We start from the raw sequence: 14,199 nt of genomic DNA, 5'->3' as shown, positions 1-14,199 counted from the left end.
TTGGAGTGATTGGGGGGAAAATTCAGGTACTTTTTCCCTGAAAATTAGGTAGTTGACCACCTGAAAATCGATAAAACCCCACACCCCACACCCCACACCCCACACCCTGCCACCACCGAAAAACTTTTTCAGCAAGCCCTAATTATCTAAGTTGTTAGGGTGTTGGGAAACAGGGCAAATTCCTCGCGCGTTGATAGTATCAATCTTAATTGAAATGACTATATTAACCTCTCACAATAAACCGCGATAGCGGATAAAAACGAGGATTACTGCCCAGGAACCTAAAGCTACTTTAACGGCGACTAAAATGTTTAGTATTGGTAAAATGCCGCCACTAAATAGCGCTCCTAATTCCCCGTGGGGTAACTCAAATCCTGAGAGAGTAATGGCGGCTAAAACAATAAAAACTAAGACGGAAATTTTCTCCCATGTTGCCGCTTGCCAACGGCGATAAATTGCTTGCATCCATTCGGGAGACGAGGTAATGGCTATTAAACCAATTGCCGTACCTCCGGCGACTCCGGCGGCAAAACCTCCCCCCGGACTTAAATGTCCGCGGATAGCTAATTCAATGCCCACTAAAGCTGTAATTGTTGCCCCTAAACGGGCTAAAATAATTGAAGGTTGGTCGGTAAATTGATGGATTTTACTGGCGGGTTTTTCGGTGGCTAGAAGAAAATTCGCCCCCATAATGGCAATGGTAAAAACAACCACTTCATAGATGGTATCGTAGAGACGATTACGAAAAATAACCACCGAAACCGCATTAGGAACACCGCCGTCGCGCACCAAGGATTCAACAATGTCTAAGGATAATACAGAGGAAGCAGTATTCGGAATAATTACCATTTTGATAGCAAAGGCAATGGCGGCTAGAGTGTAAATCCATTTCATTAGTGTTTCTCCTCTAATTTTGGGGTTTCAATACAGGTTAAAATCGTGTTTGCTGCCGTTAATTCATTTTTAAAAATATCGTAGAGATAGGGTAATCTAATTGTGGTTTCGTAGGGGATGTTTTCTGGATTGTCTTGACGGATACAGACGGCATGAACATCTTTATCCCTAAGTGCCTGTTGCAAAGCTTGTTTATCACTGTAGGCAACTAATTCTAAACGCATAAAACGCTTACTTAAAACCGTTTGTAGTTGAGTTTTTAACTGTTCTAAAACCGTATCGGTTTCCTCGGCAATTACTCCTAAACGCATCACTAAAGAGGAACGAATCGCCACCGCGTAGAGAGTTACGGCTAACATGGTTCCCATCAAAGCTTCGGTTAAAGATACATCTGCCGCCCCTAATAAAGCATAAACTAAGGCTGCTATTGCCCCTAAAACCCCGCGAATTACTAGAGCTTGGTAGGGATTGGATTGTAATATCACCATCGCCGCAGTTAAAGGCAAGAGGGCAACAATAACATAGAGATAACTTTCATTCATCTTTAATTTTACTCTCGATCGCTAGAAGTATAAGCTAAAACGTAGCCTAACATGGTGTTCCAAATTGCTAGGGAAATTATTGCCAATAATAATAAAGGCCAATTTTGGGGAACTTTCAAAAGTAGCCCGAAAATAATCGCCATGGAACCCAAAGTATCAGCGACAGATAGACCATGTAATTTATATAATACCGAGCGCTTGTCTAAAAGATGCGCCGTTCCCCAAAACCAGAAAAACACTCCGATAGTGATGCAGATATAACTGAAAATGTCAATCATGATTCGTTCAGTCGTTTAAGAATTTGTGCTAATAACATAAAACCGGCATTACCGACACTGAGAATAATCACTGCTACCACTCCAATCATCCAATCATCCCGCAGAACCGACACCACTAGAATAATAATTGATGATTTACTGGAAGCACTGGCAAAGGCGGCCATTTTTTGCCAGATGTCGTCATTTTTTGCCACTTCATAAAGGGGAATTAATAGGGCGACAATCATGGCAATGAGAACAATATTCATCCCTGGTTACTCCGTTTAATTATATGTACTTCATAACCCTCATTTTCCTTGTATTCGGTGACGATAGTTTTCGGGGTAAAAGTAATGAGAAATATATCCCAAAAAGCCAGTCTGGGTGAACGTTTACCCGAAATTCTCTCTAAAATAATTTCTTCTTCCTTGTGGGGATGAAGGATAATTTCAAACGCTTCTTTATAAGCTTGGGGAATAGCCATAAAGACTTTAATTATTACCTTTAACCAATCGCCTAAAGTTTCGCTAGAGGCGAAATTACGGGGCAAAAGAAAAGCAATAGCCACCCCGATCATAATATTAGCGGGGGTAAAATTAGCGGTGAGCAAAAACCACATAGTTAAACGCAGAATTATATGTCCGATCATGCTAAGACCATCCAAAACAATAGAACTAACATTATACTCATCATCCCGACGAGATTATCAAATTGTTCCCAGGCTCGCGATAATTTTAGGGATAACTTTTTGAAAACTCCCAGATATAACCACCACCCGGCACCAATGACAGCTAAAGCTTTGATAATATTGGGTAGATTATAAGCTTCAACATAGACAGCATTGGATAAAAATAGGGCGGCAAGGAGCAGAATTATTGCCGTCCAGAAACCGATAGTTAGCTTCTGTTTACTTTCGCCACCAGCGTGGGGTAAAAAGATAAATTTAGCAAAGGAAATCGCCGTCCCCACCGCCACAAGATTGATCATAATTTCTTGCCAGGGGACTAAATTTTTCATCGTTAACGCTTTCGCCCCAAAACCGGATAATAGGGGGAATCCAGAGATAGAAAAACTAGCAACCACTAGGGCAATCCAGAGAGAATTAGGGATCGATTGTTGCTGTAATTCTTTAAAATTGCGACTGGGTAAAACTCCCGCTAACAGAAATAGGCAAGATTTAACTAAACCGTGGGTAAGGGTATAAAAACCACTGACTACCGGGGCGGCTAAAATAAAACCTAACTGGGAAATAGTATGGAAGGCTAACATCCGCTTGCTATCCTTTTCAAACACTGCGTATGACACGCCAAAAATCGCCGTTAGCACCCCGAAAAGCCGAATTAGGACATCTAAATCCTCTAGGATTAAAGCACAGCGCAGGAGGGGAAAAATGCCAGCTTTTACCACCACCCCCGACATCAGCGCCGAGACGGAGGTTTCCGATTCCGAGTGTGTCATCGGTAGCCATAATCCCGAGACAAAGATTCCCCCTTTGACTAATAATCCCATGAAGATTAAAGCCAAGGCTTCGGGAGGTGCGTCCTTTAAACCAGCAAAAGCAAAGGAATTATTGGCTTTATAGACTAAAACTGCGCCAATAAGGTAAAATAACATCGCCACATTGCTGATAAACAGATAACGCAGGGCAACCCAGAGAGAGCGATCGCTGCGAGGATAGGCAATCATCAGAAAAGCGGCAATACTAATTACCTCTAGGGCAACGTAAACGCTAATAAAATCTTCACAGACGAAGACAGAGTTAATACTGCCGTGGAGAATGATAGCTTGGGCGTAAAAAAAGGCGGTTTTGCTACTTTCCCAGTTATAAAAAATAACTGCCATCGTCACCAGGGCATTGGTGAGGATAAAATAGGCACTTAACTGATCGGCTACCAGTCTCACGCCATAATTATCCAGTAGGTTAAGGGTTATGGGGGAGGATTGGCTAAATAAAAGGAGAGAATAGGCGAGAGAGATAATAGTGGCGGCGAGAGCCAGATATTTGTCTAATCGCGGCAATAAATAAATGATAAAGCCGATCAAAAAGGGTAAACTTATCCAAGCGATCGTTAAAGTATTCATGGTGTATTATTTTTTTCTATCTCACTGCTGTGGAGGGTGGGGTTATCTTTGGCTAATTTCATTACTCCCACCAGCATTAACGCCTGAATGGAAAAACCGATGACGATCGCTGTTAAAATCACTGCTTGGGGTACAGGATCGGCGTAATTTTGCTGTTTAACTGTACTGAGGATGGGAGTAAATAAACCATCACGGGAAGAAATCACCACATAGTAGGCGATAACGCCGGTACTCATGACATCCATGGCGATAATCTTCATGATTAAGTTTTTTTTCAGGAATGTTCCTAAAAATCCGCACAAAACGGTGGCGAATACAAACAACTCTAGCGGGGGGATCGTCACTGGGCTTCTTGATTAGATTTGGTTATGAGTCAAAATACTTTTTCTAATTATCCTCGATCGAGTCCCAATTGATCAAAAAATTCTCAAGATTATGGGGGGAATTTTCGGGCAGCAAATAGATTGTTTTGGATCTATAATTATTATTGAAAAAAATAAAAGCAAGCGGTTTCGCTTTAATAATGTATATCTTGCCAGAGAGCGCAATCAGTAGTGTTTTGGAAATCTTTGATATTTTTGCTGGCAATAATAACCCGAAGATATCCCGCCCGTCCGCTTCATCAACTTGTTAGTATTTGTGTAAGAATAACCTGAAAAATTTTTATAGGAAATATAGATTCACACTACATTTAACATAAAAGTTGTAGGTTCTTCCGAACTTACACTGTAGAAAATTCCTCAAGCTCCCTCTCTGCACAGTAAGGCTCTAAAGTTGATAAATATCAATCTAATAAAAACTCAAAGCCTTAGTATACAAGCTTTACAAGCATGAGTTGTTGATAGTTTTACATGACAGGTTCGGTAGAGCCAAGTTGTACAACTTATTTTTACATAATGCCTTAGCCTGCGTTGCCACTCACCGACAACTCCTACAACTCATCGATCATTACTAACCCAGCTTCTGTAACGTCATTAATTTAAAGGTTGAATTTTTTGTAAGGGTTGTTGTCTGGCGAGTTGCCAATTATTTTGTAATTCTAATTGATGAAGAGTGATCGAATTTAGGTGTCCTGGAGTTTGTCTAGGCGATTCAACTGAAGCTTAGGAGAGGCTTTTGGTAGGTTAACGAAATAATTTTTTATGATTGATAAATCGCCGATATCAAGAAAATAAAATTAATAATTTATCGTTTTAAAGTATTCTTTAAAAACTGGAGCAATAGTGTAATTATTTTCATTTTTTGATGTGGTGGAATGGTTCTCAATTAATGAGCGTCTAATCAAGGATTGAACGGTATTAATAATCTGGTTTTTAGGTTGGGAAAATATCTCGAATAATTGGATCAAAGAGTTTGGAGTATCGTTAACAGCCAGATGGGTTAAAATTTCTTTTTCTAGGGGAGATAATCTATCAATTTGACTACGGAGAATCAGTTGTAGTTCTTCTGGCAATAGACAAGTTGTAGTTTGAGGTATTGTAACCCGACCATTAAATAATTGATTGAGTAACGTGGCAACTAATTTGAGATAAAGAGGATTACCTTGATAAAGGGTGATAAATTCATCCCAGTTTTCTTGATTATTTAAATCTTTTTCCTTGAGAATACTTTTTGCATCTTGACCTAAGCCTTTAAGAGGAAAAACAGAAACGCCAGGGTACTTCTCGGCTAGATAAACAATATCTTGAGGAACTTCCCAACTATTCACAATAAAGCAACTACTTTGTTTAATTTTGCTGAAAAATTTGAAAAAGTCTTGATAGTCAGAGTTTTGATAATGACCAGCGAGTTGTCCATCTTGTAAAAGCGATTGCAGATTATCTAAGATGATTAAACAGCGATGTTGTCGAAGTAGTTTAGCTAGGTGACGAAGCGGATTATTGGTATTTTTTTCGTTTGGAGTTGTCGAGGCTAGTAGTCCATCAGCAAGAATTTCAATTAATTCCTGTTCTAAATTTTTGAGTTCAGGAAAGTCCTGTAAATCACGCCAGATAATAATATCAAAATGATTTTTAATTTGTTCAATTAGTTCAAGGGCTAAGGCGGTTTTACCAATCCCTGTCATACCCGCAATTATAATAAAATGAGAATGTTGTTGTAATATCCAATTTTGTAGAGTATCTAATTCTTGAGTACGACCATAAAAAAGACTACGGTGGGGGGCATCATCTAAGTCAAGGTAGGGTCTTTGTGTTAACTTTGCTTGGGGATTTTTGAGAGATTTTAAGTCACTGCCACAAATATTAATATGGGTTTGGGAATTAGGAGAAAAGTTTGAGGAAATGATTGAATAACTGGCTCTTTCTAAAGTAGTACGAATATTGGACTGGGTTATTTTTTCTCCGACTTCCTCAGATAGGATTTTCCAAAGACTAGCGGCAACTTCTCTAACGTAATTAACGGTGCAATCATGTCTTTCTGCAATTTTATTGTACTTACTACCCTGTAAAGTCTCTTCTAAAATATCACGTTGGAGATCATTTAAATGCTTATTTGTCTTGGCCAAAACCACATCATCGGCAAATCTTAAGATTTTCTTAAGTTCCATAACAGTGTTAATTGAGTGAGTTTACATATCTTAACGGCACATTATCTCATATTTTCCTATTTTTGACAATATTCTCATGAGAGATTAAGCAAAAATTATCCTAAATAATCCCAAATTTATCAATATTTTAGTTTTTTATGTTACAAAATTTAATATTTTCTGCGGCGGTATGATCAACTAAGAATTTTTTCATATCTAGTCATGGCTCACAACGGCGACGAAACAAAGGCAAAAGAAACAAAGTTAATCAATAAGACTTGGGTTAAGGCGGTTGGTGTTCTTGCGCTAATTGCAATTCCAGTGTCATCGTTTCTTCTCTGGCGAAACACCAGTCTTTGGCAAAACCAAAACACGGGCGGAATTCAAAAAATCACAATTGCTCAATTTGGTGATGTTTTTATTTATGCTCCTCTTTACATTGCCATTGATGCAGGGTTCTTCCAAAAGCAAGGCTTAGATGTGTCCCTGATCAGTACTGGCGGTGATGAAAAAACCTGGGCGGCTGTTATTAGCGGTAATGCAAGTTTTGGTGTTGCCGATCCTACGTTTGTAGCGGTATCAGAATCTAGGGGACAGCCAGGTAGGGTGATTGGTAATATCGTAAACGGTGTACCATTTTGGGGTGTGACATTCAACCCTAAAATTAAGGTTAGCAAACCGCAGGATTTAAACGGTTATTCCGTTGCAACTTTTCCCGCACCATCAACAGCTTATACTCTACAAAGACAGATGTTTATAGATGGTGGGCTTAAGCCAAACATTCGTGAAACAGCCTTCGGAACGCTTTTGACAGCATTAAAAGCAAAACAAGTAGATATTGCATTAGAATTAGAACCAAATGTTTCTCAATCTGTTCTTGGAGGTGCTAAAATCGCCTACTCTTTAGCTAGTTTATACGGAGATTTTGCTCTTACAGGCTTAACGGCAACACCTGAATCACTAAAGGAAAAACCCGAATTAGCTCAGAAGGTAGTTTGTGGTATTCAAATGAGTTTAGATTTAGCAAGAAAAGAGCCTAAATCTGCTTTGGCAATCCTTCAAAAACGCTTTCCAGAAGTCGATCCTAAAGTGGCAGAAGAAGCATTAAAAAGGCTAGTCAATGAAAAAATTATTCCCGCAAATGCTATTACTCAGCAAACTGCTTGGGATAAGGCAATTAAGTTAAGGTTTCAAGCTGGAGATATTAAAAATCCTAAACCTTTTGGAGAATATGTTGATAATACATTTGCGGAAAAAGCGGAAAAAGATTGTCGCTATTCTACCCCTTCAAGTCCTTAATTTTGTATTTGTAATCATTACCTTTTGAGATACCTATGGCAAAACTTCAAGAAGTTAATCGAGAAGTTAAAATTATACAAATTGATTTTTACTTTGTTTATTTACCCTTTTATTACGCCACGAGTAATAAGTTCTGGTCTAGTAAGCTAGATAACTATAGATTTAGTTATACTAATGATTTAGCTAAAACAGATAAACAGGTAATTGAGCGTCTTATGAATAGCAATGGCTCAGATATTGTCTTTGCCATTGCTGATCCCGCTTCAATTTTTGAATATCAAGCTCAACATGACGCTAAAGATATTGTTATTTTAGCCGCATTATTGACCAATGCCGCATTCTGGGCAGTCGATCATGATAATCATACAGTAGAAAACTTACAGCACTTAGATCAATTTGACAAAATTGTTGCTTATGGAGAAGGAACAACAAGTCATCGAATAGCTAGAACTATTAATCCACAAAAAACACAATCGGTTCCTCCAAAAACAGAAATAGAGGTTTTAACTCAAGGTAACAGACAGGAAAGTGTTATAGTTCTTACTCCTGATCTTGTAGGATTAGAAAAGACTTTGTTTAATAATAATGAATACCAAGTTAAGTTGAATGTTGGAAGTACGACAGAATTTGATGAGGTTTTAATTACTGCTCTTATCACCCGCCGTGATGTTATTGATCATCATCCAGAACTTGTTAAGGAAGTTCTCAAGGGTATTCAGAGGGCTTGCTATCTTGTCCAAATTGATGATGAGGGTTCAGTAAAATTTGCTGATCATTTTGCGGCTCTTCATCCTTTGCAGCAAAAAACTTCAGAAACAGAAGAAATACTTAGAAGTGCGCTAAACCGTGCAAACTGTTGTCGTGTTTTTCCCTCGGCAATTACAATTACAGAAGCTCAATGGAAAAGGGCTGCACAGGCATTTTGGCGATCAAAAGGAGAGGAGTTTACACAAGAAGTAGAAAATACAGCAAATGGAATTTATGAAAACAATATAAAACCTTATTGTGATTATTCACGAAACGCGACCAAGACTGTTTTAAGAACTATGTCTAAAGTCCCCATCCAGAATGATCCTTTTACACTGAGACAATTTTTATTCATAATGTCAAACTTACCAAAGCATCTAAAATATCTTTTAATTCCGGTATTGTTGATTCTAGCCACACTACTTATTCGAGGTTCTTATTCAATAATAATTGATTTTAAGAATTGGGTTTTTACTTTGAATCCTCCTAATCCTTCACCGATAAAGCCTGACCCTTCTCCTCCAATACAAGGGATGGTTTCTGTCTCTATGAGACTAAAATGGAGAGATACTAACGAGCCAATTCAAAGTGCTTACATTACTTTTTTTGATGGTGCAAAACCAATTGAAGAAGCGGCAACAAGGACTAACTCTGAAGGGAATTTTACAGTATCTCTTCCTAAGAAAACAATTAAATGTGAAGTAAAGCATCAAGATTTATTCAACAAAATAGAATCTTTTGATTTACTTTTACTATCTCATACTGGGAATGAAATTAATATTCCTGAAAAACAATTTCAAAAAAGAAAAAATTAAATGAGTAATTCTACAATTGATATTAAAGTTAAAAATTTGAGTGTCAAATTTCAAAAAAACTCTAAGTCTTTTTTTGCGCTAGATGGAGTTGATTTTGAAGTTAAGCGTGGTGAATTTTTCTGCATTGTTGGCCCTAGCGGTTGCGGAAAATCTACCTTACTTAAAACTCTGTTAGGATTTTTACAGCCCACCACTGGAGAAGTCGATATTTCAGAAGAACGGAAAAAAGCTGGTATGGTTTATTTACCCCAGTCTCCCTCTCTATTACCCTGGAGAACTTTGCTACAAAACGCCGCATTAGGTTTAGAAATTAAAGGAAAACTAAATAAAGATAGACAAGATACTCTTAAATTTGACATTAGTAAATTTGGATTGGGTGATTTTGAAAAACATTTATCTACAGAAATTTCTGGTGGAATGAAGCAAAAAGTCGAGTTAATTCGTGCCTTAGCGAGTGGGCCTCAACTTCTTTTTTGCGATGAACCCTTTGCCTCTATTGATTTTGTTAATCGTTTTGAATTAAATACTGAATTTAAACATCGTTGTACAATAGCAAGAACAACTACGGTTTTTGTAACTCACAACATAGAAGAAGCGATTTTCCTTGGTAACAAAATTGCTGTCATGAGTCAACGCCCTGGACAAATTATGAAAATTTATGAACCGAAATTATCAAAAAATGCTCACGATGCTATCAAATGTAGGGAATCCCCTGAGTTTGAAGATTTGTTTCAAAAAATCTGGGAAAATCTTAAAGGAAATTATGAATAACAAACATCAAAAATGGAAAATTCTATTTATTCAAACTTTAATTATCCTACTTTTTGCCCTGATCTGGGAAGGATTAGGCAGAAGTTCTAAAAATATCTTCTTTCTGATTGGTACTCCTCTAGCTGTCGCAGGTGAGTTTTGGCAACTTCTCATTGCAGGTAATTTCATCGGCAATTTTTTCATCACAGGTGCAGAAGCAGTTGTGGGCTTATTAATTGGTACTTTAATTGGGACAGTTCTTGGACTTTCTTTATGGTTTTCTGAATCGGCTGCTTTTATCGCTAAACCTTTTGTGACCGCACTTGGTGCATTGCCTGTCTTTGCTCTAGCTCCATTGATGATTGTTTGGTTTGGTGTTGGTTTTGGTATGAAGGTGGCCATCGCAGTTTTTTCAACTGTTTTTGTAGCCTTTAACCAAGCTTATAAAGGAGCCAATTCTGTAGCCCTAGAATATGTTGACACACTTAAAGGAATGAATGCGTCTCGTTCCCAGATTTTTCAAAAAGTAATCATTCCTGGTTCCTTAGATTGGGTATTAAGCTCTATTCGGTTAAATGTTGGATTTGGATTATTGGGGGCATTTATTGGAGAATATATTTCATCAAATGAAGGTTTAGGTTATCTGATTCTTCGTGCCAGTAATCTGTACAATATTCCAAGAGCTTTTGCCGCAGCGATCGGGATTATCGCCCTTGCCTTGATTTTGGATAATATTGCCCAGTTTATTGAACGACGACGTTATACGATTGTCCAATGGATCAGTGTTCCCCCGCAACTTTGGCATCGTTGAGGTGAACAACAGTCTGTAAAGATACCCTCAATTATCATTACAGAAAATTAAGTTGCGATCACCATATAAACAGAAAAAGCTGTCGGTTCTGATATGGCTAACCCTTCCAAACGCATTCCTTGCTGGTGGAAGGCGATCGCCGTAAACTAGAGGATTAGCGCAATCCCCCTATGTAAACGACCAAAACCGCCAAACCAATAGCTATACTGTTACAAGAGCTATTTCCCGCAATTAGACCGCCAAGAAAAATTGAATGCCAACGATAACAAAAGAAACCCTTAAGCAAGAACTCGATCGCCTTAATAATCAACAACGTCAAATCTTAAATATTCAACCTTAAAAGGAGCAAACCTAATGACAACTAGAGAAAGACTGATCCAAGAAATATCTCAAATCTCCGAAGAAATTGTTGAAGAACTGCTTGACTTTTTATTATTTACCCAAGCCAGAAGGAATCAACAAAAAGAGCCAAAAACCCCTAGACCCTACGCCCTCTGTCAAGGAGAATTTACCGTTCCTGCTGACTTTGACGATCCCTTACCCGATGAAATCCTACAGGACTTTGAAAACCCTTTATAAAAATCATGCGACTTTTACTCGATACTCATATCTTTCTCTGGTTTCTTAATGGAGATACTCAACTTTCACAAGATTTTTGTGATGCCATTAAAGACGCTAAAAATAGCGTATATTTGAGTGTAGCCTCCATCTGGGAAGCCATTATTAAATATCAATTAGGTAAACTTCCCTTGCCAGAATCACCAGAAGTTTATCTGCCCAAACAACGCGATCGCCATCAAATAACGAGTTTAACGATTGATGAAGAAAGCATCGCCTATTTAATGAAATTACCTCCCTTGCATCGTGATCCCTTTGATAGACTGCTAATTTGTCAAGCAATGCAAAATGATTTAATCATTATTACAGTTGACCAAAAAATTCGCTCCTACCCAATCATTACAACCTTATAATTAATCAGACAAAAATGGCAGAAGTAAACGTTTATTATGATCCAATGGGTAACACCTCAACCGTTGGGTTTGGCGCACCGCACGATCATTAGAGTATTCATGGTGTAGGATTTTCGGGTTGTCTTATGCAAGGTCTGTCTCTATAAGGGTTTCATTCCTTATAGAGACAGACCTTGCTGTGATTTTTGCCAATTGTTTTCGATCTAGAACTAGCTAATCAATTAAGTCTCTTGTCAGATAAGGATTTGGTCGATTTATGCCCCCCGATCAAACCATACCAAGTAACGAAGAACCAATAAAACTATAAGTTAAACTCGATCGCGATGACGGCGATCAGCAATAAAAGACTCTACCAATTTAACATCTTCGACACTACCGATCACTAAAGGTGTGCGGTAGTGTAATTTATCGGGAACGATATCTAAAAGATTTGTCACCCCATCACTAGCTTTACCTCCTGCCTGTTCAATTAAAAAAGCAAGGGGTGCAGTTTCATAAATTAATCGCAATTTTCCCTGGGGATTTTTAACAGTACCCGGATAGAGAAAAACACCACCCTGCATTAAAATTCGATGGATATCTCCCACTAATGCCCCACTGTAACGGGCCGTGTAACCATCATGACGGTGAACATAACGAGTATAGTCGCGAATTGCCTCATCCCACTGCCAAAAATTGCCCTCATTGGTACTATAAATCGGGCCATGGTCGGGGATAATAATATTCTCTTGGGCGAGGATAAATTCCCCTAAACTGGGGTCAAGAACAAAGGCATGAACACCGCGACCGATCGAGTAAACTAAAATAGTCGAGGGTCCATAGAGAATATAGCCGGCGGCGATTTGTTGACGACCATTTTGCAGTAAATCCCGCGCCTCTCCGTCTAAATCATTGCCTTCCTGTTGACGGATGGCAAAAATCGAACCCACATTTAGGTTAATATCCACATTGGAAGAACCATCGATCGGGTCGTAGAGTAGGGTATAGCGACCGATGGGACAGTTTTCTGGGATATAATAGGGTTTATCCATTTCCTCGGAAGCAAGACGGCAAACTAAACCACTTTGCTTAAAAACCGAGATAAATACTTCATTGGCAAAAACGTCCATTTTCTTGACCGATTCCCCTTGGACGTTGGTTTCTCCGGTAAAACCTAGCACATCCGCCATTAATCCCGCTTTACTGAGACGACGGGCAATTAATTTTCCCGCTAGGGCAATTCGACTCATAATTGCGCTTAAATCCTGCGCGTCGGGGGAAAAACTTTGTAGTTGTTGCAGGACGTGACGGGAGAGGGTGGTACAATCTCGATCGAGGCTATGTTCGGGGATAGAAAAGGGAATATTGCTAACCATAACTGTAATTGCCAGTAATAAAGTAAAAAAGGAAAACCCGTCTAGTCTCAATTATGACTATGATTTGATCCTAGCCAAGATTTTCTCTATTGTTGGCCAATTTTTAGATCAGTTTCATAAGTTGGCTAATTTTTCCCTTATTGATCATTAAATTTTGGTCAATAAGTAGCTGGTTATAATTAAATTGAAGATGGATCCCCCCTTAATCCCCCCTTGATAAGGGGGGTGCCAATCCCCCCTTAATCCTAGGGTTGATTCCGGGTAGGGTTGATTCAAGGTAGGGTTGATTCATGAATCAACCCTACCCTTGATAAGGGGGGTGTCTGACAGTTTTTAACACCTAACTACTTACTTGCCATCTCAATTTAAGTCGATGGGGATACACCGGGCAAGCGTTTATATTTCAAGTAATAGGCAAAACTTGTTAATAAAACAATAATTATTGTGCCGATACCTAAATAGTTAGGAACCCAAAAAGCCGCCGCAATGCTGTTAATTTCTCCCGGTTTTAAATGCCAAATTAACTGATTATCAACTTGTTCTAACGGGGGATTTAATCCTGAGTCATCATCAATATTTTGACCAGGAAAGGGAGTCTTTAAAGCGAAGTCGATATCGACTAAAGAACCGGGACTAACGATAATATTTCCCTGTTCGGAAAGTACACCTAAAGCCCGCAGATCAACAGTTAGTTTTAAGTTTTTCTGGGTCAAAAAGAACCAATCTCGTTCTGTAACTGCCAGTTGTGAATCTAGTTGCAGTAACTTTATATCATCGGTATCGGCAGAATTTTTGATTTTAAAGGAAGAACTAGGATCAAAAAATTGATTGAATTTTTCCTCTAATTCCTGACTATTACTAAAGGGAATAGTGACAATTATTTCTCGTTCGGAAATAGGAGCGGTTTTCCCCTTAAGTAATTTTGCCCTCTGTTCGATACTATTTAACCATTTAGTGGCTTCGGTTTGACTGAGACTGGTTAAGCGTTGTCCGAGGGTGATATGTTGAATAATTTCCCCGTGGTGTTGGTGGGGAAAATTAATGCCCACATCGTAACGGACACAGCCGGTTAAAAAGAGAAAAATACCGCATAAAAAGGGCAGAATAAAGCGGGTTTTTCCGATTTTTTCGGTGGTTGGTTGATTCATA

At 38.7% G+C, this 14,199-nt stretch carries 16 protein-coding genes and 1 pseudogene; 7 read left to right on the top strand and 10 right to left on the bottom strand.

Going from position 1 to position 14,199, the window contains the following annotated elements; genetic code table 11:
• Positions 1-231: 231 nt before the first annotated feature.
• The 8 genes from IM450_RS12075 to IM450_RS12040 all read right to left on the bottom strand — a co-directional run bounded on the left by IM450_RS12075 (position 232) and on the right by IM450_RS12040 (position 6,323).
• Positions 232-894, bottom strand: a complete 663-nt coding sequence (locus IM450_RS12075) for a Na(+)/H(+) antiporter subunit B (protein ID WP_002801099.1) — start codon at positions 892-894, stop codon at positions 232-234.
• Complete coding sequence (locus tag IM450_RS12070; RefSeq protein ID WP_287667946.1) at positions 894-1,436, bottom strand: DUF4040 domain-containing protein; 543 nt, start codon at positions 1,434-1,436, stop codon at positions 894-896. The genes IM450_RS12075 and IM450_RS12070 overlap by 1 nt, the downstream gene beginning before the upstream one ends.
• Positions 1,437-1,444: 8 nt before the next feature.
• Entirely contained in the window at positions 1,445-1,714 is a 270-nt protein-coding gene (locus tag IM450_RS12065) for a monovalent cation/H(+) antiporter subunit G (protein ID WP_002796741.1), read from the bottom strand.
• Positions 1,711-1,962 (bottom strand): hypothetical protein, encoded by a 252-nt coding sequence (locus IM450_RS12060; RefSeq protein ID WP_002739224.1) that lies wholly within the window; start codon positions 1,960-1,962, stop codon positions 1,711-1,713. Before IM450_RS12060 ends, IM450_RS12065 begins: the two co-directional genes overlap by 4 nt.
• Positions 1,959-2,342 carry a Na+/H+ antiporter subunit E gene (locus IM450_RS12055; RefSeq protein ID WP_287667942.1) on the bottom strand — a complete coding sequence of 128 codons (384 nt, stop codon included), beginning with the start codon at positions 2,340-2,342 and terminating at the stop codon, positions 1,959-1,961. Before IM450_RS12055 ends, IM450_RS12060 begins: the two co-directional genes overlap by 4 nt.
• On the bottom strand, positions 2,339-3,775 hold the full coding sequence (locus IM450_RS12050; protein ID WP_287667939.1) for a cation:proton antiporter: 1,437 nt from the start codon (positions 3,773-3,775) through the stop codon (positions 2,339-2,341). Before IM450_RS12050 ends, IM450_RS12055 begins: the two co-directional genes overlap by 4 nt.
• On the bottom strand, positions 3,772-4,119 hold the full coding sequence (locus tag IM450_RS12045) for an NADH-quinone oxidoreductase subunit K (protein ID WP_287667936.1): 348 nt from the start codon (positions 4,117-4,119) through the stop codon (positions 3,772-3,774). The genes IM450_RS12050 and IM450_RS12045 overlap by 4 nt, the downstream gene beginning before the upstream one ends.
• A gap of 833 nt (positions 4,120-4,952) precedes the next feature.
• The gene (locus IM450_RS12040) at positions 4,953-6,323 is read right to left on the bottom strand and encodes an NB-ARC domain-containing protein (protein ID WP_287667933.1); all 1,371 of its coding nucleotides are present in this window, start codon (positions 6,321-6,323) and stop codon (positions 4,953-4,955) included.
• Between the two features lie 201 nt (positions 6,324-6,524).
• Between IM450_RS12040 and IM450_RS12035 the strand changes: the two genes are divergently transcribed.
• The 7 genes and pseudogenes from IM450_RS12035 to IM450_RS22730 all read left to right on the top strand — a co-directional run bounded on the left by IM450_RS12035 (position 6,525) and on the right by IM450_RS22730 (position 11,994).
• On the top strand, positions 6,525-7,601 hold the full coding sequence (locus tag IM450_RS12035) for an ABC transporter substrate-binding protein (RefSeq protein WP_287667930.1): 1,077 nt from the start codon (positions 6,525-6,527) through the stop codon (positions 7,599-7,601).
• 35 nt (positions 7,602-7,636) lie between these two features.
• On the top strand, positions 7,637-9,163 hold the full coding sequence (locus IM450_RS12030; RefSeq protein WP_287667927.1) for a hypothetical protein: 1,527 nt from the start codon (positions 7,637-7,639) through the stop codon (positions 9,161-9,163).
• A complete protein-coding gene (locus tag IM450_RS12025) occupies positions 9,164-9,934 on the top strand; it encodes an ABC transporter ATP-binding protein (protein ID WP_287667924.1) in 771 nt (256 codons plus the stop codon). It abuts the gene before it with no gap.
• Complete coding sequence (locus IM450_RS12020; protein ID WP_002793259.1) at positions 9,927-10,724, top strand: ABC transporter permease; 798 nt, start codon at positions 9,927-9,929, stop codon at positions 10,722-10,724. Before IM450_RS12025 ends, IM450_RS12020 begins: the two co-directional genes overlap by 8 nt.
• 354 nt (positions 10,725-11,078) lie before the next feature.
• Positions 11,079-11,303: a DUF2281 domain-containing protein gene (locus tag IM450_RS12015; protein ID WP_002796731.1), complete on the top strand. Its 225-nt coding sequence runs from the start codon at positions 11,079-11,081 to the stop codon at positions 11,301-11,303.
• A 5-nt stretch (positions 11,304-11,308) separates the two neighbouring features.
• Entirely contained in the window at positions 11,309-11,695 is a 387-nt protein-coding gene (locus IM450_RS12010; RefSeq protein WP_159249122.1) for a type II toxin-antitoxin system VapC family toxin, read from the top strand.
• 118 nt (positions 11,696-11,813) lie between these two features.
• Positions 11,814-11,994: pseudogene (locus IM450_RS22730) on the top strand (hypothetical protein).
• Positions 11,995-12,003: 9 nt separating this feature from the next.
• Here IM450_RS22730 and fbp read toward each other — a convergent pair.
• Positions 12,004-13,050, bottom strand: coding sequence for a class 1 fructose-bisphosphatase (gene fbp / locus IM450_RS12005; protein WP_002801107.1), 1,047 nt, complete (start codon positions 13,048-13,050; stop codon positions 12,004-12,006).
• A 365-nt stretch (positions 13,051-13,415) separates the two neighbouring features.
• Positions 13,416-14,198 carry a DUF3153 domain-containing protein gene (locus tag IM450_RS12000; protein ID WP_287667919.1) on the bottom strand — a complete coding sequence of 261 codons (783 nt, stop codon included), beginning with the start codon at positions 14,196-14,198 and terminating at the stop codon, positions 13,416-13,418.
• Between the last annotated feature and the right edge of the window lies 1 nt (position 14,199).

The sequence above is a fragment of the Microcystis sp. M083S1 genome (genome assembly GCF_020246405.1).
GTDB classification, from domain to species: Bacteria; Cyanobacteriota; Cyanobacteriia; order Cyanobacteriales; family Microcystaceae; genus Microcystis; species Microcystis aeruginosa_C.
Note: the sequence above shows the minus strand (reverse complement) of the source record. Positions and strands in the feature narration are given on the sequence as shown.

Bases quoted from the DNA above. Each gene is read 5' to 3' on its own strand.
- IM450_RS12025 (WP_287667924.1), top strand. From the start codon at position 9,164: ATGAGTAATTCTACAATTGATATTAAAGTTAAAAATTTGAGTGTCAAA.
- IM450_RS12065 (WP_002796741.1), bottom strand. From the start codon at position 1,714: ATGATTGACATTTTCAGTTATATCTGCATCACTATCGGAGTGTTTTTC.
- IM450_RS12015 (WP_002796731.1), top strand. From the start codon at position 11,079: ATGACAACTAGAGAAAGACTGATCCAAGAAATATCTCAAATCTCCGAA.
- IM450_RS12075 (WP_002801099.1), bottom strand. From the start codon at position 894: ATGAAATGGATTTACACTCTAGCCGCCATTGCCTTTGCTATCAAAATG.
- IM450_RS12000 (WP_287667919.1), bottom strand. From the start codon at position 14,198: ATGAATCAACCAACCACCGAAAAAATCGGAAAAACCCGCTTTATTCTG.
- IM450_RS12030 (WP_287667927.1), top strand. From the start codon at position 7,637: ATGGCAAAACTTCAAGAAGTTAATCGAGAAGTTAAAATTATACAAATT.
- IM450_RS12035 (WP_287667930.1), top strand. From the start codon at position 6,525: ATGGCTCACAACGGCGACGAAACAAAGGCAAAAGAAACAAAGTTAATC.
- IM450_RS12070 (WP_287667946.1), bottom strand. From the start codon at position 1,436: ATGAATGAAAGTTATCTCTATGTTATTGTTGCCCTCTTGCCTTTAACT.
- IM450_RS12060 (WP_002739224.1), bottom strand. From the start codon at position 1,962: ATGAATATTGTTCTCATTGCCATGATTGTCGCCCTATTAATTCCCCTT.
- IM450_RS12010 (WP_159249122.1), top strand. From the start codon at position 11,309: ATGCGACTTTTACTCGATACTCATATCTTTCTCTGGTTTCTTAATGGA.
- IM450_RS12040 (WP_287667933.1), bottom strand. From the start codon at position 6,323: ATGGAACTTAAGAAAATCTTAAGATTTGCCGATGATGTGGTTTTGGCC.
- IM450_RS12020 (WP_002793259.1), top strand. From the start codon at position 9,927: ATGAATAACAAACATCAAAAATGGAAAATTCTATTTATTCAAACTTTA.
- IM450_RS12055 (WP_287667942.1), bottom strand. From the start codon at position 2,342: ATGATCGGACATATAATTCTGCGTTTAACTATGTGGTTTTTGCTCACC.
- fbp (WP_002801107.1), bottom strand. From the start codon at position 13,050: ATGGTTAGCAATATTCCCTTTTCTATCCCCGAACATAGCCTCGATCGA.
- IM450_RS12050 (WP_287667939.1), bottom strand. From the start codon at position 3,775: ATGAATACTTTAACGATCGCTTGGATAAGTTTACCCTTTTTGATCGGC.